Annotated in this window: 16 protein-coding genes; 8 read left to right on the top strand and 8 right to left on the bottom strand. The window is 69.9% G+C overall.

Features of this window, described 5'->3' with window-relative positions:
* Positions 1-142 precede the first annotated feature (142 nt).
* Complete coding sequence (locus ACTWPT_RS02985; RefSeq protein ID WP_443175656.1) at positions 143-982, top strand: deoxyribonuclease IV; 840 nt, start codon at positions 143-145, stop codon at positions 980-982.
* Between the two features lie 859 nt (positions 983-1,841).
* Here the strand turns inward: ACTWPT_RS02985 and ACTWPT_RS02980 are convergent.
* The 3 genes from ACTWPT_RS02980 to ACTWPT_RS02970 form a co-directional block, all read right to left on the bottom strand.
* Positions 1,842-2,582, bottom strand: coding sequence for a LytR/AlgR family response regulator transcription factor (locus tag ACTWPT_RS02980; RefSeq protein WP_443175655.1), 741 nt, complete (start codon positions 2,580-2,582; stop codon positions 1,842-1,844).
* A gap of 66 nt (positions 2,583-2,648) precedes the next feature.
* On the bottom strand, positions 2,649-3,794 hold the full coding sequence (locus tag ACTWPT_RS02975) for a sensor histidine kinase (RefSeq protein WP_443175654.1): 1,146 nt from the start codon (positions 3,792-3,794) through the stop codon (positions 2,649-2,651).
* Between the two features lie 54 nt (positions 3,795-3,848).
* The gene (locus tag ACTWPT_RS02970) at positions 3,849-4,481 is read right to left on the bottom strand and encodes a sulfite oxidase-like oxidoreductase (RefSeq protein WP_443175653.1); all 633 of its coding nucleotides are present in this window, start codon (positions 4,479-4,481) and stop codon (positions 3,849-3,851) included.
* A gap of 210 nt (positions 4,482-4,691) precedes the next feature.
* Between ACTWPT_RS02970 and aroF the strand changes: the two genes are divergently transcribed.
* Entirely contained in the window at positions 4,692-5,723 is a 1,032-nt protein-coding gene (aroF, locus tag ACTWPT_RS02965; protein WP_443175652.1) for a 3-deoxy-7-phosphoheptulonate synthase, read from the top strand.
* 106 nt (positions 5,724-5,829) lie between these two features.
* The gene (locus ACTWPT_RS02960) at positions 5,830-6,117 is read left to right on the top strand and encodes a YiaA/YiaB family inner membrane protein (protein WP_443175651.1); all 288 of its coding nucleotides are present in this window, start codon (positions 5,830-5,832) and stop codon (positions 6,115-6,117) included.
* Between the two features lie 48 nt (positions 6,118-6,165).
* Here the strand turns inward: ACTWPT_RS02960 and ACTWPT_RS02955 are convergent, their stop codons facing one another.
* Complete coding sequence (locus tag ACTWPT_RS02955; protein WP_443175650.1) at positions 6,166-7,014, bottom strand: bifunctional helix-turn-helix transcriptional regulator/GNAT family N-acetyltransferase; 849 nt, start codon at positions 7,012-7,014, stop codon at positions 6,166-6,168.
* Between the two features lie 94 nt (positions 7,015-7,108).
* Between ACTWPT_RS02955 and ACTWPT_RS02950 the strand changes: the two genes are divergently transcribed.
* The gene (locus ACTWPT_RS02950) at positions 7,109-8,023 is read left to right on the top strand and encodes a lactonase family protein (protein WP_443175649.1); all 915 of its coding nucleotides are present in this window, start codon (positions 7,109-7,111) and stop codon (positions 8,021-8,023) included.
* On the opposite strand, the gene ACTWPT_RS02945 is transcribed toward ACTWPT_RS02950, so the two are convergent.
* Positions 8,016-9,473, bottom strand: a complete 1,458-nt coding sequence (locus tag ACTWPT_RS02945) for an FGGY family carbohydrate kinase (RefSeq protein ID WP_443175648.1) — start codon at positions 9,471-9,473, stop codon at positions 8,016-8,018. The two genes, ACTWPT_RS02950 and ACTWPT_RS02945, sit on opposite strands and share 8 nt — an antisense overlap.
* A gap of 128 nt (positions 9,474-9,601) precedes the next feature.
* On the opposite strand from ACTWPT_RS02945, the gene ACTWPT_RS02940 reads away from it, so the two are divergent.
* A complete protein-coding gene (locus ACTWPT_RS02940) occupies positions 9,602-10,627 on the top strand; it encodes a 6-phosphofructokinase (RefSeq protein ID WP_443175647.1) in 1,026 nt (341 codons plus the stop codon).
* A 137-nt stretch (positions 10,628-10,764) separates the two neighbouring features.
* Here ACTWPT_RS02940 and ACTWPT_RS02935 read toward each other — a convergent pair whose 3' ends face one another.
* Both ACTWPT_RS02935 and ACTWPT_RS02930 read right to left on the bottom strand, forming a co-directional pair.
* Positions 10,765-11,505: an MHYT domain-containing protein gene (locus tag ACTWPT_RS02935; RefSeq protein ID WP_443175646.1), complete on the bottom strand. Its 741-nt coding sequence runs from the start codon at positions 11,503-11,505 to the stop codon at positions 10,765-10,767.
* 138 nt (positions 11,506-11,643) lie between these two features.
* Positions 11,644-12,525 (bottom strand): MHYT domain-containing protein, encoded by an 882-nt coding sequence (locus ACTWPT_RS02930; protein ID WP_443175645.1) that lies wholly within the window; start codon positions 12,523-12,525, stop codon positions 11,644-11,646.
* A gap of 113 nt (positions 12,526-12,638) precedes the next feature.
* On the opposite strand from ACTWPT_RS02930, the gene macS reads away from it, so the two are divergent.
* From macS to thiI, 3 genes are all read left to right on the top strand, one after another.
* Positions 12,639-13,757 carry a MacS family sensor histidine kinase gene (gene macS / locus ACTWPT_RS02925; RefSeq protein ID WP_443175644.1) on the top strand — a complete coding sequence of 373 codons (1,119 nt, stop codon included), beginning with the start codon at positions 12,639-12,641 and terminating at the stop codon, positions 13,755-13,757.
* Positions 13,758-13,888: 131 nt separating this feature from the next.
* Positions 13,889-14,530 (top strand): response regulator, encoded by a 642-nt coding sequence (locus ACTWPT_RS02920; RefSeq protein WP_443175643.1) that lies wholly within the window; start codon positions 13,889-13,891, stop codon positions 14,528-14,530.
* A 65-nt stretch (positions 14,531-14,595) separates the two neighbouring features.
* Positions 14,596-15,792, top strand: coding sequence for a tRNA uracil 4-sulfurtransferase ThiI (gene thiI, locus ACTWPT_RS02915; RefSeq protein WP_443175642.1), 1,197 nt, complete (start codon positions 14,596-14,598; stop codon positions 15,790-15,792).
* Here the strand turns inward: thiI and ACTWPT_RS02910 are convergent.
* A complete protein-coding gene (locus tag ACTWPT_RS02910; RefSeq protein ID WP_443175641.1) occupies positions 15,789-17,936 on the bottom strand; it encodes an MMPL family transporter in 2,148 nt (715 codons plus the stop codon). The two genes, thiI and ACTWPT_RS02910, sit on opposite strands and share 4 nt — an antisense overlap.
* Positions 17,937-18,045 lie beyond the last annotated feature (109 nt).

Genomic DNA, 18,045 nt, shown 5'->3' with positions numbered 1-18,045 from the left:
CATCATCGACGGACTGCTCCCTGGAGCCGGGTGTGCGGCGTCCGAGCAGCTCACCTGGGGTGGGATGATCTCTTGCGACGGCAAGCCCGCGGGGGCTGGCCCTCCGGAAGTGTCGGGCGGCGGGCCTAGACTGAGGGCCATCATGAGCCCAACATCCTTGATCGGCGGACACGTGTCCGTGGCTGGCGGCCTGGCGACGGGCGGCCTGAAATACATGGCTGAGATCGGCGCCGAGATGATCCAGGTGTTCGTCACCAACCCGCGCGGCTGGGCGCTCACCGAGGGCAAGGCCGCGGAGGACGCGAAGCTGGCCGAGTCGGGGGTCGAGACGTTCATCCACGTGCCCTATCTCGTCAACTTCGGCTCGCCGAGCCCGGAGACGCTGGCCAACTCGATCGCGATCGTCCGCCACACGTTGCGGCGCGGCGTGGACACCGCCGCCAAGGGGGTCGTGGTGCACACCGGCTCGGCGGTGACGCAGTCGCGCGACGACGCGCTGCGCCAGCTGCGCGACAACCTGCTTCCCCTGCTGGACGAGATCCCCGACGGCGGGCCCGACCTGCTGCTGGAGCCGATGGCGGGGCAGGGCGCCATGTTGTGCGCCACCGTCCAGGATCTGGAGCCCTACCTGGCGACGCTGGACTGGCATCCGCGGGCGGGCGTCTGCCTCGACACCTGTCACGCTTTCACCGCCGGCCACGACCTCGCCGCCGACGGCGGGGTGGCGGAGACGTTCGACGCGCTGCACCGGATCGCTCCCGGGCGGGTCAAGCTGATCCACGCCAACGACTCGAAGGACCCGTGCGGGTCCAAGAGGGACCGGCACGAGAACATCGGGGCCGGGCACATCGGTGCCCAGCCGTTCGCCGACATGATGCGGCATCCGGCGGTGGCCGGCGTCCCGATCTGCATCGAGACGCCAGGCAAGGCTCCCAAGCACGCCGAGGACATCGCCCTGCTGAAGAAGCTGCGTGACGGCTGAGCCGTCCCTGAGGCTCGTGATCCGGAAATCGTGATAGGGACGCCCGCTCTCGCGATCCGGCCGCCCCCGAAGGCCGGATCGCGGGCCGCGTGCTGCGGCCTAGGCGGACGCCCCTTCACGAACCGGCTTGGCGGGCCCTACCCCCCGGTCAAGGGCCCGACAGCCGCGGCGACCAGCGCGGTCACCGGTGAGTCCGGCGCATCAGACCTGCAGTGAGCCTCTTGGCCCGTCCCCCCGATGCGCCGAGGTGGCTTTCCGATGCCGAAACACTACGGTCGCGATCTTGTGGACGAAACCCCGTTTATAGGCAGCTCGTTGAACGGTGCGTAACCATCGCTATACGGAGAGTACTGTTGCGATGAGCGGTCGCCCTCGGTCGGCGAACGGTAGGTTCGGGGGCTCGCAACGAGCTCGGACGGATGCATCCCGGCCCTCATCCACTCACCCAATGCCGCATCTGACCAGTTTGACCAGGGGAATCATGACCTTCGGCGCAAACCCGAGCGGCACGGCGACAGGGCGGGGGGCGCGAACTGCGCACGCCCTTTTCACGCCCACCTGGCCCCGTAGACCGCCCAACCCCCACCGACCGCGACACCCGCATCAGGCATGACGGCAAAGCGCCCGCGACGGCCACCAGGACGCCTCCAGAGGCGGCCATGACGGGCCGCGAACGCCCCAGGCGCATCAGACCTCCCGCCACCGGATCCACGCGGCTCCAGGAAGCCTCCCAGCGGGCGACGGCGCCTGCGGAAGCGGGCTGAGCGGGCAGCGCCGCTACAGCGCCCTCTGGCGCACCCCCGCTACAGCGTCTTCTGGAGCACCATCGAGGAGTGGGCACGCTCCCAAGACGCGGTCGTCACGACATCACGCCCCTGTGCTGGCGTACGAGCTGCTCGCGTACTTGGCGGCTGTGTCGCCTGCTGACCTGGAGCGTCTCCGTGCCGACGGTGAGCGTCACCCGCCCGCCTTCGAACCTGAGCTCGCTGACGTGCCTGGCCGACACCAGCGTGCTGCGGTGGATGCGCAGGAACCCGGCCTCCGACCAGCGCCGCTCCAGCGCGGCCAGCGACATGCGCACCAGGTAGCTGCCGTCCACCGTGTGCAGGCGCACGTAGTCGCCCTTGGCCTCGGCGAACCAGACGGCCTGCTGCGGCACGAACCTGGTCCGCCCGCCCAGCTCGACCGGGATCACGTCATCCTGGCCCGGTTCGGGCGCGGGCGCGCTGGCGGCCTCCAGCCGGCGCACGGCCTCGGCCAGCCGTTCGGCCCGCACCGGCTTGAGCAGATAGTCCACGGCCTCCAGCTCGAACGCCTGCACCGCGCACTCCTCGTGCGCCGTCACGAACACCAGCCGGGGCGGGCTCGGGAAGCCGCCGACCAGCCTGGCCAGGTCCAGCCCGTCGAGGCCGGGCATCCGGATGTCGAGGAACACCCCGTCGAGCCGCTCACCGCCGCCGATCATCTGGACCATGTCCTGCAGCGCCGTGACGCCGTCCGCCGCGGTCGTCACGTGCTCGATCCGGTCGTCCTGGCGCAGCAGATAAGCGAGCTCCTCCAGGGCGGGCACCTCGTCGTCCACAGCCAGAACTCTCAGCATGGACTCCACGCTGCCGCACGAAAGCAAAGCCCACAAGCGAAACGCCAGCATAGCGTAAGGAAATGACTACAATGAGCTAAGTTGCGCCTTGGGCACCCGCAGCCGCACCTTGGTGCCCGCGCCCAGCGCCGTCTCGACGACGAGCCCGTAGCCGTCGCCGTAGATCTGGCGCATCCGCAGGTCCACGTTCGCCAGCCCGATGCCGCTGCCCTCCCGGGCGGGGTCCTCGTCCAGCATGCGCCTGGCGCACTCCGGGTCCATCCCTGCGCCGTCGTCCTCGACCGTGATGTGCGCCTCGGGGCCGGCGTCGCGCACCACGACCCTGACCTCACCGGCGCCGCGACGGCCGCGCATCCCATGCTTGATGGCGTTCTCGACCAGCGGCTGCAGGCACAGGAACGGCACGGGCACGGGCAGCACCTCCGGCGCCACCTGCATGCTGAAGCGCAGCTTGTCGCCGAAGCGGGCCCGCTCCAGGAGCAGATAGCGGTCCACGCAGGTCAGCTCGTCGGCCAGGGTGGTGAAGTCGTGCGCTCTCCGCAGCGCGTACCGGGCGAAGTCGGCGAAGTCGAGCAGCAGCTCGCGGGCGCGCTTGGGGTCCGTGCGGACGAACGAGGCGATCGTCGTCAGCGCGTTGTAGATGAAGTGCGGCGAGATCTGGGCGCGCAACGCGCGCATCTCGGCCTCGAGCGCGCGCCGCCGCGAGGCGTCGAGCTCGGCCAGCTCCAGCTGGCCGGAGACCCAGCGGCCGACCTCGGACACGGTGCGTACCAGCGCGGCGCTGATCTCGTCATCGAAGGCCGCCAGCGCCCCCACGACCGTGCCGTCCACGGTCAGCGGCACCACGACGGCCCCGTGCGGCTCCCCCGCGAACACCTCCGGCCGTCCGGTCGCCAGCGCGGCGCGGGCGTAGGTGACCACGTCGTCGGTGCACGGCCCGTCCCAAGCCAGCGCGGCCTCGGTCGAGGTGATCGCGACGGCGTGGGTGCCGAGCAGCGCGCGCAGATGGCGCACGGCCTTGCGGGCGGAGTCACGGTTGAGCCCCGTGCGCAGGGCCGGGGCGGCCATCGCGGCGATGTGCAGCGTGGCGAACGTCGCCTCGTCCTTACACCGGCCCTCCGGCAGCGCGTCGCGGCGCGACCGCGCCCGGGCGAGGACGTGGCCGGCGACGAAGGCCAGGCTTGACAGCGCCACGCACGCGGTGGTCAGCATGCGGGTAACCGTAGCCAAGAACAGACCGTGTCCGGGCGGAAACGGAGAGTGAATTCAGGGCGGTCCCTCGCCGGGTTCCTCCTGGTAGGAGTAGCGCTGCTCGCGCCAGGGGTCGGCGACGTTGTGGTAGCCGCGTTCCTCCCAGAAGCCGCGGCGATCTTCGAGGAGGTATTCGATGCCGCGTACCCATTTGACGCTCTTCCACGCGTACAGGTGCGGGACCACGATCCGCAGCGGAAAGCCGCGGTCGGGGCTGAGCGGCTTTTCGTCCAGCTCCATGGCGAACAGCGTGTCGGGCGCCACGAAATCGGACATGCGCAGGTTGGCGCTGTAGCCGTATTCGGCCCAGATCATCACGTGCCGCACGCCGGGATCGGGCGGGGCGGCCGCCATGATCGTGGCAGGGGCGACGCCGCGCCACTCATTGGCCATGAGCGAGAACTTGGTGACGCAGTGGAAGTCGGCGAGGCGGGTGGTGCGGGGCAGCGCCTCGAACTCGCTCCAGGTGAAGCGGTGCTCCGCTCCGGAGGCGGTGGCGCCGAAGACGCGGAAATCCCAGCTCTCCGGCCTGAACTGCGGCACCCTGCCGTAGTGGATCACGGGTCGGCCGCGCGGGACGTACTGGCCTGGAGGCAGGCGCGACTCCTCCACGATCACTCCCCTCACCTGTCTCGCATCTTGGGCCATCCTGCCACCGGACCGTTCGTGGCTCGCGCGCGGGTGTCGTGCGCTACCATTACGAGCTATGCGCAACGCGTTCCTGTTTTGGTATGGCGACGGACCCGAGTCCGTTCGCCATCTGACGCTGCGCTAGCAGACAGGCGAACGAAGGCCCCGGGTCCGAAAGGACCCGGGGCCTTTTGTGTTTCTCAAGAGTTCCACAGGAGGAGATTTCAGATGGTGATCGTGATGGGGCCCGAGGCCACGTCCGCGGATCTGGCGTCGATCGTCGAGGTCGTCCAGGCGGCCGGGGTGGAGGCGTTCGTCAGCAAGGGTGTGCGGCGCACGATCGTCGGCCTGGTCGGCGACGTGACACAACTGGATGAGGCGAGCCTGCGCGGCATGCGGGGCGTGCGCGACGTCATGCGCGTGTCGACGCCGTACAAGCTGGTCAGCCGGGAGAATCATCCCGAACGCTCCACGATCCACGTGGGCGGCGTGCCGATCGGTCCCGACACTGTAACGTTGATCGCGGGGCCGTGCGCCGTGGAGACGCATCAGCAGACGCTCGACGCGGCCAGGATGGCCCAGGCGGCGGGAGCGACGCTGCTGCGCGGCGGCGCGTTCAAGCCGCGCACCTCCCCGTACGCCTTCCAGGGACTGGGCGAGAAGGGCCTGCGCATCCTGGCGGACGTGCGCGAGGAGACCGGGCTGCCGATCGTGACCGAGGTGGTGGACGCCCACGACGTGGAACTGGTGGCCTCGTACGCGGACATGCTGCAGGTCGGCACCCGCAACATGCAGAACTTCGCACTGTTGCAGGCCGTCGGCGCGGCCGGGAAGCCGGTGATGCTCAAGCGCGGCATGAGCTCCACGATCGAGGAGTGGCTCATGGCCGCCGAGTACGTCGCCCAGCGCGGCAACCTCGACATCGTGCTGTGCGAGCGGGGCATCAGGACGTTCGAGAAGGCGACCCGCAACACGCTCGACGTGTCGGCCGTGCCGGTCGCGCAGCGCCTGTCCCACCTGCCGGTCATCATCGATCCGTCGCACTCGGGCGGGCGGCGCGACCTGGTGCTCCCGCTGACCCGGGCGGCCATCGCGGTCGGCGCGGACGGTGTGATCATCGACGTGCACCCGCAGCCCGAGCAGGCGCTCTGCGACGGCCCGCAGGCCCTGGTCGACTCCGACCTGGGCGAGCTGGCCCAGGTCATGACCGACTTCCCGGCGCTGCTCGGCAAGTCGGCCGCGACCGTGGTCACCGTCTGACCTGCGGGTACGGCCGGGGGCGCCACCAGCCGATCGGGCGTACTCATAGGTAACTTGAGTACTTGCCCGCATGCGCCGACCCGGACCCGGGACGGACGATGGCCGCATGACGAAGCCCATCCAGCCCACGCAGACCACCGCGTTCTACGTTCAGGCGATCCTGTCCTTCGCCGTCTCGCTGACCTCCGTGGTGATCGCCCTGATCTACCTTCCCGTCGAGGGGTGGATCAGGGCGTTCCTGGGGCTCGGCCTCCTGTACGTGGTCACCTCCACGGTCACGCTCTGCAAGGTCGTACGCGACCGGCAGGAGCTGGGCGAGGTGAGCAAGCGCGTCGACCAGGCCAGGCTCGACAAGCTGCTGACCGAGCACGACCCGTTCAAGGTCGACGCCTGACATGACGCAGGAGACCGCTGAAGGGCGGATCCAGATCAGGGACGGCTCTCAGAGGTCGCGTGTCCACCACTGCTCGGTGAGCTCGATCCCGTTCTCCATTCCCTGCTCCTCCTTCTCCATCTGGAACCCGGCTGCCTGGTAGATGCGCCGCGCGCTCACCAGGCAGCCGCGCGTCCACAGCGTGATGCGCTTGCAGCCGTCCGCCTTGGCGTGCCGCAGGCATTCGTCGACCAGCCGCCGGCCGAGGCCCATCCCGCGCGCGGACGGCTCGACCAGCAACATCCGCAGCTTGGCCGTCGTGTCGTCCTGGCGCACGTAGAACACGCACCCGGCGCGCTCCCCGCCGGCCTCGGCGATCCATCCGGCGTCCTTGGAGAAGTCGAGATCGCCCACGATCTTCGCGACGGTCTGCTCGAACGCGGTGCCCCAGCCGTACTCACGGCTGTAGAGCTCGCCGTGCCGGTAGACGACCCAGCCCAGATCGCCGGTGCGCGGCGGCCTGATCACGTACGGCTCCCGCTCGCGCTCCGGGGCCAGCAGCCCCCTGATCGTCGCCATGCTCGCCACGAGCCGCTCCTGGGCCTCGTCCGGCAGCCCGGACAGCAGCCGCTCGATCTCCTCGGCCGAGCGCTTGTCCAGCCCGGCGAAGGTGGCCGCGCCCGTGGGCGTGAGGCGTACGAGCTGCTTGCGCGCGTCTGCGGCGGACCGCTCGCGCTCGACCAGCCCGTCGCCTTCGAAACGGGTCAGAATCCGGCTGAGATAGCCCGCGTCCAGGTCGAGCAGAGTGCGCAGCTCGCCGGTCTCCATCCGCTCGGCGTGCGCGAGCTCGAACAGCACCCGCACCTCGGTCAACGAGTACGGCGAGTCGAGCAGCCCCGACTGCAGAACGCCGATCACTTTCGTATAGAACCGATTGAAGGCTCGGACCTCAGAAACCCTTGCCTCTGTCAACGAACTCACTGTCATAGTCAACCATGGAAGGATCGCCGCTGTGAAGCACCTGCGCATAGGCGGATACGGCCCAGGCATCGTCACCATCGGCGTCAGTATCCGTCAGGGGCTCACGAGGGTCGCGGCGCCGTCGTTCCTGGCCGCCCACCCCTCGCTGCCGGTGCTGTACGCGGTGAGCGAGCTCGACAGCGGCGCGCTCACCGCCTTCGACGCCCGCGACGGGCTGACGCCGCTGGACGAACGCCCGAGTGAGGGCTCGTTGCCCTGCCATGTGGCCGTCGATCCCACGGGGATCCTGCTCGCGGCGGCCAACTACGGCGACGGCACGGCGATCCTCTACCGGCTGGACGAGCGGGGCGCGTTCGACGGCGACCCGATCGTCCTGCGCCACAAAGGCTCGGGCCCTGACGCCGAGCGCCAGGCAGGGCCGCACGCCCACCAGGCCGTCTTCCACGACGGTCTGCTGCACGTCTCCGACCTCGGCACGGACGAGATCCGCCGCTACCGCTACGACGGCACGGCGGTGGAGCCGATCGTCCTGTACCCGGGCACGGGCCCGCGTCACTTCGCCTTCGCGGGCTCCCGCCTGTACGTGGCGGGCGAGCTCGACGGCAACGTCACCCTCATCGACGGCGAGTGGCGCACGGTCGCTCCCGCCTCCCGCCACGAGGGCGAGAACTACCCGTCCCACCTGCAGCTGGAGGGCGACCTGGTCTACGTGGGCAACCGGGGGCCCAACACGATCTCGGTGCTGCGCGCCGCCGACCTGTCCCTGGTGGCCGAGGTGCCCTCGGGCGGCGACTGGCCCCGGCACTTCGCCATCGACGGCGATCGCATGTACGTGGCCAATCAGCGCTCGAACACCGTGACGGTCTTCGCGCTGCGCGACGGCGTCCCCGAGCCGACCGGCGAGGCGTACGAGGCCGAGAGCCCGGCCTGCGTGCTGCTCACGTAGTGGACGCGAGCCGCACGGCCGCCCGCCACCGCTCGTAGGCCGCGTCATCGCGCTCGCCCGGCTCGAAGCGGCGTTCCAGTCGCCAGGTCTTGCGCAGCTCGCCCCGCGACCCCCACACGCCGGCCCCCAGCCCCGCCAGGAAGGCCGCCCCTAGGGCGGTCGTCTCCTGGATCACCGGCCGCTCCACGGGCGCGCCCAGCTGGTCTGCCTGGAACTGCATGAGCAGGTCGTTCGCGCTGGCGCCGCCGTCGGCCTTGAGCACCGGCACCGTGCCGCCGGTCATCACCTCGGCCACGTCGCGCACCTCGAAGGCGATCGCCTCCAGCGTGGCCCTGACCAGGTGCGCCCGCGTCGTGCCACGCGTGATGCCGCTGATCAGCCCGCGTGCCCCCGGGTCCCAGTACGGCGCCCCCAGCCCGGTCAGCGCGGGCACGAACACCACGCCGCCGCTGTCGGGCACCGTCCGCGCCACGGCCTCGGACTCCGGCGCCGTCCCGATCAGCCCGAGCCCGTCGCGCAGCCACTGCACGGCCGCGCCGGTCACGAAGATCGACCCCTCCAGCGCGAACGTGCGCTCCCCTGACGGCGCCTGCCAGGCCACCGTGGTCAGCAGCCCCGCCTGCGAGCGCACGATCTCGCCGCCGGTGTTGGTCAGCACGAACGAGCCCGTGCCGTACGTGCATTTCACGTCTCCCACGTCGAAGCACGTCTGCCCGAACAACGCCGCCTGCTGGTCGCCAGCCACACCGCTGATCGGCAGCTCCAGCCCGAGGAACGCCGCGGGGTCTGTACGACCGAGCGGGCCGTGGTTGGGCACGATCTCCGGCAGCGCCTGCGCGGGCACCCCGAACAACTCGCACAGCTCCGGCTCCCAGCCGCCGGAGTGCAGGCCGTACAGCAGGGTCCTGGAGGCGTTGGACGGGTCGGTCACGTGCCGCGCGCCCGCCGTCAGCCTGGCGATCAGGTACGAATCCACCGTCCCCACCGCCACATTTCCGGACTGAACCCCCGCCCACACCCCTGGATCGTGCTCGGCCAGCCAGGTCAGCTTCGTGGCCGTGAAGTAGGGGTCGAGGCGCAGCCCGGTCAGCTCCGCCACGCGCGGCTCGTGGCCGGCCGAGCGCAGCCGCTCGCACACCCCGGCGGTGCGGCGGTCCTGCCAGACGATCGCCCGGCGCGGCGCGGCCAGCGTGCGGCGGTCCCACAACACCGCGGTCTCGCGCTGGTTGGTGATCCCGACGCAGGACGGCGGGTCGCCGCCCCCGCGCAGCGCGGCCACGCACGCCGACAGCGTGGCCTGCCAGATGTCCTCGGGATTGTGCTCCACCCAGCCGGGCTGCGGGAAATGTTGCGTGAATTCCTCGTAGCCCTTCGATGATATTTGCCCGTTTTCGGTGACAACGAGCGCAGTGACCCCTGTTGTCCCGGCGTCGATGGCCAACACACTCACGAAATTTCCTCCGTGCGATGTTTGCGTTACGGACCTGGCGTTTGGTCTAGACCACTGCCCGCGTGGGCGGGCACAATGCGAGTCTGAATACTGAGGTTCGGTTCGTGAACCCATCGGGAGGACCCGCCATGCGTATTGGAGTGCTCACAGGGGGCGGCGACTGCCCCGGGCTCAACGCCGTGATCAGGGCAGTGGTGCGTAAGGGGGTGAGCGTCTATGGCCACGAGTTCGTCGGATTCCGCGACGGCTGGCGTGGCCCACTGGAAGGCGAGACGATGCCCCTGGACATCCAGGCCGTGCGCGGCATCCTGCCCCGCGGCGGGACCATCCTGGGCTCCTCCCGGACGAACCCCATCAAGATCGAGGGTGGGGTCGACCGGATCAAGGAGAACCTTGCCGCCACCGGCGTGGACGCGCTGATCGCCATCGGCGGTGAGGACACCCTCGGCGTCGCCAAGCAGCTCTACGACCGCGGCGTCCACGTCGTGGGCGTGCCCAAGACCATCGACAACGACCTGTCGGGCACCGACTACACCTTCGGCTTCGACACCGCGGTCAACATCGCGACGGAGGCCATCGACCGCCTCCACACCACCGCGGAGTCCCACCACCGGGCGCTCATCTGCGAGGTCATGGGCCGGCACGCCGGCTGGATCGCGCTGCACGCGGGCATGGCGGGCGGTGCCAACGTCATCCTCATCCCGGAGAAGCCGTTCGACATCGACCGGGTCTGCGAATACGTCGAGTCCCGCTTCCGCACCCGCTACTCGCCGATCATCGTGGTCGCCGAGGGCGCGCACCCGATCGAGGGCCAGATGGAGCTGCAGGCGGGCGAGCTGGACGCGTTCGGGCACGTCCGGCTGGGCGGCATCGGCGAGATGCTGGCCAAGGAGATCGAGAAGCGCACCGGCAAGGAGGCCCGCACCACGGTGCTCGGCCACATCCAGCGCGGCGGCACCCCTTCGGCCTATGACCGGGTGCTGGCCACCAGGTTCGGGCTGCAGGCCATCGACGCGGCCCACGCGGGCGACTTCGGCAAGATGGTCGCCCTGCGCGGCACCGACATCGTCCGGGTCGGCCTCGACGAGGCCACGGCCGAGCTGAAGACCGTGCCGGTGGAGCGGTATTCCGAGGCCGAGGTGTTCTTCGGTTAGTTGAAAGCGGCTTGCAAGCGGCGTCCGTACCTTTGAGTCAGCGGGGTTTCCGCTACATCCCGCTCAAAGGTACGGCTTGCGCCGCGGCGAATCGGCGGCCCACTACGCGTCGCAAGCCGTACCTTCTCGCATATTTCTCACCGCCGGGGCGTGCCGAAGAGATCCACCTCCGGCGCGCCCTCGTCGCGGTCACGCAACCGGTCCCTGAACTCCGCCTCGCTGCGCAATTCCTTTTCCGAGGGCGACAGGATGATGGCGAGCAGCAGCCCCACGGTGATCACGCTGATGCCGACGATCAGCGGCAGCAGGAAGTCGATGGCTTTCGCGCCCGGCACCGGCCCGGCCTCGCCGTGCGCCTGCACCGACATGGAGTACATGCCCGTGTAGTGCATGCCGCAGACCGCCACGCCCATGACCAGCGCCGCCGCGCCGATCTTGAGAGCGCCGTTGACCCGCAGCGTGAACCACAGCGCCACCGTCGCCGCCGCTATCGCGATCAGGACCGACAGCGACACGATGACGGGGTCGTAGGTGATGTGGCCGGACATGTTCATGGCGGCCATGCCGAGATAGTGCATGCTGGCTACGCCGCACCCGGTCAGGATGCCCCCGCCGAGCAGGAACAGCAGGCGCTCGCCGCCGTACGCGGCGAGGAACAGCCCCATGCCGACGACCACGACCGCGATGAGCGCGGAGGCGGCGGTGAGCGGGGCGTCATAGCGGATGACCGAGCCGGTCACCGAGAAGCCGAGCATCGCGATGAAGTGCATGGTCCAGATGCCCGTGCCGCCGATCGCGAAGGCCGCGCCCACCAGCCAGAACTTGCCCTCGCGCCCGCCCATGAGGCGGGCCCGCGAGGTGAGCAGCAGGCCCAGCATGGAGCCTACGCTGGACATGATGTACGCGAGCACGGGCGTTAACAGCCCAAAAGAGAAATGGTCAACCGGCGACATACCCCCACCCATCCCCATACGCACCGATAAGGGAGTATGAACAGGGTGTCGCCGCGCGCGCAACTACCTTCTACGAGCGCGCATCGGCGATATTTGCGGCATTTGCTGTATTGGCTGCTGACGGGGCACGGGCGGCGAAGGATATGTCAGATGTTGCTGCTGGGCGGTGCGCCTGCGCAATTCGAGTTTGGCGACGAGTTCGGCGTCCTCGTGCAGTTCCTCCTCCGACGGGGACAGGATCACCATAAGCAGCATCGTCAACGTGATCAGGCTGATCACGGTCATGAGCGGAACAAGGAAGTCCAGCGCGTCGGCCCCGGCGACCACGCCGGCCTCGGAGTCGACAGTGACGCGCATCGCGTACATCCCGGTGTAGTGCATGCCGGCGACGGCCACGCCCATGACGAGCGCGGCGGCGGTGATCCAGACGGGCCTCTTGACGCGGAGCGTGAACCAGAGCGCCACCGTCGCGGCGACCACCGCGATGCCCACGGAGAGCGCCACGACGACGCGGTCGTAGGAGACGTGGGCGGACATGTTCATCGCGTACATGCCCAGGTAGTGCATGGAGGCCACCCCGAGGCCGGTGAGCAGGCCGCCGCCGAGGAGCGCCAGGACCCGGCCGCGTCCGTACGAGACGAGGAAAAGGCCGGTGCCCACGACCACGATCGCCACCAGGGCCGAGGCGACGGTGAGCGGCACGTCGTACTTGATCTGGGTGCCCTCCACGTCGAAGCCCATCATGGCGATGAAGTGCATGACCCAAATGCCGGTGCCGCCGATGGACACGGCCGCGCCGAGCAGCCACCGCGCCCGGGTGCCACCCCGGGAGGCGTGGGCCTGGGCGGTGAGCCGCAGGCCGAGCATCGACCCCATGCAGGACATCACGTAGGCGAGCACCGGCGTGAGCAGGCCATGGGTGAAATGATTTACAGCGGAGGTCATAGAGGGAGATTCCTTGAGTTAGGGGTCCCCGGATTGTGCCATCGGGCATGTCCCTTTCGCATGGATATCAGAACTATCTGTCAAGCGTCCTGTCGGAAACATGAGAAGGACTCATGGCTATCGAGGTCCCCTTCTGGCGGGCGATCGCGGTCTACCGCGTGGCGTCCCTGGTGTACGCGGCCGTGCTCATGGCACAGCAGCGTGGTTACGGACAGCCGGTCGCGGGCTGGCTGGTCATCGGCGTGATGGCGCTGTGGACGGCGGGCGCGACGTACGCCTATTCGGTCCCGGTGCTGCGGCGCCGGCCGCTGCTGGTCATGGACCTGCTGGTGACGTTGGCGTGCTTGCTGTCCTCGCCATACGTACAGGGAGCCGCCGGGCCGACGCCGGTCCCCACGGCCTGGGTGGCGGGGATGATGCCGGTCCCCGCGACATGGGTTGCCGCGCCGGTGCTCGCCTGGGCCGTCTACGGCGGACGACGCGCGGGCGCGGTGGCGGCCGCCGTGGTCGCGGCGGCCGACCTGTGGTTCGTGCGCACGCCCGACGAGTCTGTGGTGATCAACGGGGCGGTCCTGCTGTTCCTCGCGGGCGTCGTGGTCGGCCATGTGGCCCGGCTGGCGAAGCAGGCCGAGGAACGCATGCAGCGGGCCATCGAGATGGAGGCCGCCCAGCGCGAACGCGACCGCCTGGCGCGCGACATCCACGACTCGGTCCTGCAGGTCCTGGCGTTGGTCCAGCGGCGCGGGCGGCAGATCGGCGGGGAGGCCGCCGAGCTGGGGCGCCTGGCCGGCGAGCAGGAGGCGGCGCTGCGCGAGCTCATCGCCTCCCGGCCCGCCACCCCGAAGGGCGCGACCGACCTGCGCTCGCTGCTGCTGCGGTACGGCTCGCCCGAGGTGACGGTCTCCACTCCGGCGACCCCGTTGATCCTGCCTGCCGAGACGGCCAAAGGAGCGGCGGCGGCTGTCAAGGCCGCCCTTGACAACGTCCGGACGCACTGCGGGCCGCAGGCGCGCGCCTGGGTGCTGGCCGAGTCTGGGGAGGGAACGGTGACGGTCAGCATCCGGGACGAGGGGCCCGGCATCCCGGACGGCCGCCTGGACCAGGCCCGTGCCGACGGCCGCCTGGGGGTGGCGGAATCCATCCAGGGCCGGGTGGCGGAGCTGGGGGGCCAGGTCTCGATCGTCAGCGTTCCCGGTCAGGGCACCGAGGTCGAAATCACGCTCCCCTCCTGACATTCGCCGGCGTGGCGGCGTCGGCCTGCCACGCCTGCACGCACGCGTCGTGCCGGCGCCGCTGGGGCCGGCTCCCCCGGAAGGGAGAGGTGCCGATCGTCCGGAGGCCGGGGGCGGTTTAGAGTTGCGGCATGGTGCGGGTCATGGTGGTGGACGACCATCCCATGTGGCGCGACGGAGTCGCCCGGGACCTCGCCGAGGCCGGCTACGAGGTCGTGGCCGCCGTCGGTGAGGGCCGGCAGGCGGTGCGGGCGGCCGTGGCGGTGCGGCCTGACGTCGTCGTGCTCGACCTGAGGCTGCCCGACATGCCGGGCGCGTCGGTGGCCGCCGGGCTGGCCGAGGTGGAGCCGCCGCCCCGCGTGCTGGTGTTGTCGGCAAGCGCCGAGCAGGAGGACGTGCTGGAGGCGATCAAGGCGGGTGCGTCCGGATATCTGGTGAAGTCGGCCAGCAGGGAGGAGTTCCTCGACGCGGTACGCCGTACCGCCGAGGGCGACGCCGTCTTCACCCCCGGGCTCGCCGGACTCGTGCTCGGCGAATACCGGCGGCTGGCCGCACAGGACGTGCCGGACGACGGGCCGCGCCTGACCGACCGGGAGACCGAGGTCCTCAGGCTGGTCGCCAAGGGGCTGTCGTACAGGCAGATCGCCGACCGCCTCGTGCTCTCCCACCGCACCGTGCAGAACCACGTGCAGAACACCCTCCGCAAGCTCCAACTCCACAACCGCGTCGAGCTGGTGCGATATGCGATCGAGCAAGGACTGGACGCGGACTAAACTCAAGAGGGCTCGGCGTTGCCATCAAGGCGTGCCCCGTTCCCCGTCTTCCCGGAGGTTCCACCATGACGATGTCCGCCCTGGGCGAGCCGTGCGTTCTGCTCAAGCTGGGCGAGATCGTCCTCAAGGGCAAGAACCGCGATGTGTTCGAACGCCGCCTGATCGCCAACATCCGCGACGCGCTGCAGAGCCTCGACATCAAGGTCGACGTACGCAAGCGGCACGGCGTCATCGCGATCTTCCTGCCCCAGGGCGCCACCGCCGAGCAGGCCGAAGCCGTGGCCCAGCGGGTCGCCGACGTGCCGGGGCTGGTCTGGATCCACCGCGCCTGGCGGGTCGACAAGGACCCAGACGCCGTGCTCAAGGCCGGCCTGGAGCTGGTCGGCGAGAGCGAGGAGGCGAGGCGAGGCGCCCGCTTCGCGGTCCGCTCCCGCCGCCGCGACAAGCGCTTCCCGCTGCGCTCCAACGAGCTCGACCGGCTCGTCGGCGGCGCGATCAACGACGAGTACGGCCTGCCGGTCGATCTGAAGAACCCCGAGCTGACCATCTCGATCGAGGTCGACAGGGACGAGGTGTTCGTCTTCACCAGTGGCATCCCCGGCCAGGGCGGCCTGCCGGTCGGCACCAGTGGCAGGGCCCTGGTGCTCATGTCGGGCGGCATCGACTCGCCGGTGGCGGCATACCGGATGATGCGGCGCGGCCTGCACGTTGACTTCCTGCACTTCTCCGGCATCCCGTTCACCACGTCCGAGTCGATCTACAAGGCGTACGCGCTGGTCAGGAAGCTCGACAGGTTCCAGGGCAAGTCGCGGTTGTGGGTGGTGCCGTTCGGCAAGGCGCAGCAGTCGATCCGCACCTCCGGCCAGGACCGGCTGGCCGTGATCGCGCAGCGGCGGCTCATGCTCAAGACGGCCGAGGAGGTCGCCCACCGCATCAAGGCCTCCGCGCTGATCACCGGCGACGCGCTCGGCCAGGTGTCCTCGCAGACCCTGACCAACATCACCGCCCAGGACAACGCGGTGGAGCTGCCGATCCTGCGGCCGCTGGTGGGCTGGGACAAGACCGAGATCATGGCCGAGGCGCGGCGCATCGGCACGCTGGAGATCTCCGAGCTGCCCGACGAGGACTGCTGCTCGCTGCTGGCTCCCAAGCGTGCCGAGACGCGGGCCAAGATCGAGGACCTGAAGCAGATCGAGAAGCGGCTCGACGCGGAGGAGCTGTGCGTGCAGCTCGCCGACTCGATCCAGGAATACACCCTCTAAGGCCACCAGTTGAGCGGCCCCGCCAGGCGCATGAGGCTCGGCACGAGCACCGCCCTGATCACGGTCGCGTCCACCAGCACGGCCACCGCCATGCCGACGCCCAGCATCTGCACGAACGTCACCTGCGCGGTGGCGTACGCGGCGAAGGTGAGCGCCAGGATGCCGCCCGCCGCCGTGATCAGCGGCGCGCCCCGCTGCAGGCCGGTGGCCACGGCCTCCTCGGTGTCGCCCGTCCTGTCGTACTCCTCCTTGATCCGTGACAGCAGGAACACCTCATAGTCCATCGACAGGCCATAGGCCACGCAGAGCATGAGGATGGGGATGCTCGGATCGAGCGTGCCCGTCGGGGTGAAGCCGAGCAGGCCTGACAGGTTGCCGTCCTGGAAGATCCAGACGATGGCGCCGAACATGACGCCGAGACTGAGGACGTTCAGGAGGGTCGCCTTGATCGGGAGGATCAAGCTGCGCGTCATGAGGAACAGGATGACGAACGTCACGCCCAGCATGAGCGCCAGCACCAGCGGCAGCCGGTCCACGACCGAGGCCCGATAGTCGGACAACTCGGCGGGATAGCCGCCGACCAGCACCTCGAAGGGCGGTTCGACCGCGCGGACGGCCTCGACGAGCCGTACGGGGTCGTCGGCCAGGGCCGCGGCGGACGGGACCACCGACAACCACGCGCCCTCCCCCTGGAACCTGGCCGGGTCCCCGTCGCCCACCCGCTGTCCGTTCGCGAACGACCCGGCGGCGGAGTCGACCTGGGCCACGCCGGGCAGCCTGGACAGGCTCGTCGCGTACGGCGTGACATCCCCCGCCGCGGCCTCGCGCGAGACCAGCTGGATGGCGTCGGTCTCCTCGGCGGGGAATTCCTGGCGGATGATCTCCTGGGTCTGCCGGGAGGACGCCTCCGGCGGCAGGATGCGGTCGTCGGCCACGCCGAAGCGCAGGCCCAGGAACGGCGAGGCGAGCACCAGCAGCAGGGCGGTCGCAACCCCGCCGAACACCAGCGGCCTGCGCATCACGCGGGTGGCCAGCCCGTGCCAGAACCCCGCCGCCCGCTCCGGCCGCTCCCGCTTGGGCAGCATCGTGCCGCCGATGGAGGCGAGCACGGCGGGCAACACCAGCACCGCCGCGACCAGACCGCCGATGACGACGGCGATGCCCGAGTACGCGAAGGAGCGCAGGAAGTCGAACGGCAACACGAACAACACCGCCAGCGACGCGGCCACGGTCAGGCCGCTGAACAGCACGGTCCTGCCCGCGTGCTCGACCGCCCCCGCGACGGCCGCCGCCCGGTCCTTGCCGCCTCTCGTCTCCTCACGGAAGCGCTGGATCACGAACAGGCAGTAGTCGATACCGAGGCCGAGCCCCATGGCCAGCGTCAGGTTCAGGGCGAACGTCGAAATCTCGGTGAATGTCAGGACGGCGCTCAGGAGGGCCAGCCCGCTCACCATCGCGAACAACCCGGCCAGGATCGGCACCAGGGCCGCCATCGCGCGCCGCTGGTAGAGCCAGAGCAGCACGAACGCCAGCGGGAAGATGATCAGCTCGGCCCGGACGAAGTCCTGCCTGGCCAGCGGCACGGTCTCGCGGAAGACCTCCTCCCCTCCCCCGGCCCGCACCTGCAACAGATCCGTGCCCCGGATGATCTCGGGGACCAGCCTCGGCAGCACCTGTGCCCGGACGTGGTTCGCGTCCCCCGGGATGCGCACCACGATCAGCGCGTGCCTGCCGTCCTCGCTGCGCATCGTGGCCGGCTTGCCTCGGGTCCAGTACGAGGCCGCCTCGGCGACGTCGGCCTCGCGGCCGACCCGGGCGGTCAGCTCCCTGCCCGCGGTCTCGACGGCCGGATCGTCCACCGTGCCGCTCTTCGCGGTCACCAGGAAGATCATGTCGGGGCTTCCCGTGCCGAACCGCTCGACCAGCTCGGCCTGTGCCCGGTCGGACTCCGAGCCCGGGGCCTCGAACCTGGCCAGGGACAGCCGGGGCACCGCGCCCGCGGCGAGGACCCCGGCCACGATCAGGCCGAGAAGGGCCAGCGTGAGGACGAGCCTGCGGCGGCGTACCAGGAGGAAGCCGAGCCTGCGCAGCGGCGGCCCCGTGGTCGCCGCGCCGGCGGGCCGGATGCGCGTGTTCACCGTCATGGCGCGAGCACGGTTCGCATGAGATCTCCGATCAAAACTCGGTAAACTACTCGTGTTTGGTTCCCGACCCAGAAATACAAGTAAATGCTCGCATTTGTCAACGAGGTGC

It is taken from the genome of Nonomuraea sp. 3N208 (assembly GCF_052245935.1).
GTDB lineage: Bacteria > Actinomycetota > Actinomycetes > Streptosporangiales > Streptosporangiaceae > Nonomuraea.
Note: the sequence above shows the minus strand (reverse complement) of the source record. Positions and strands in the feature narration are given on the sequence as shown.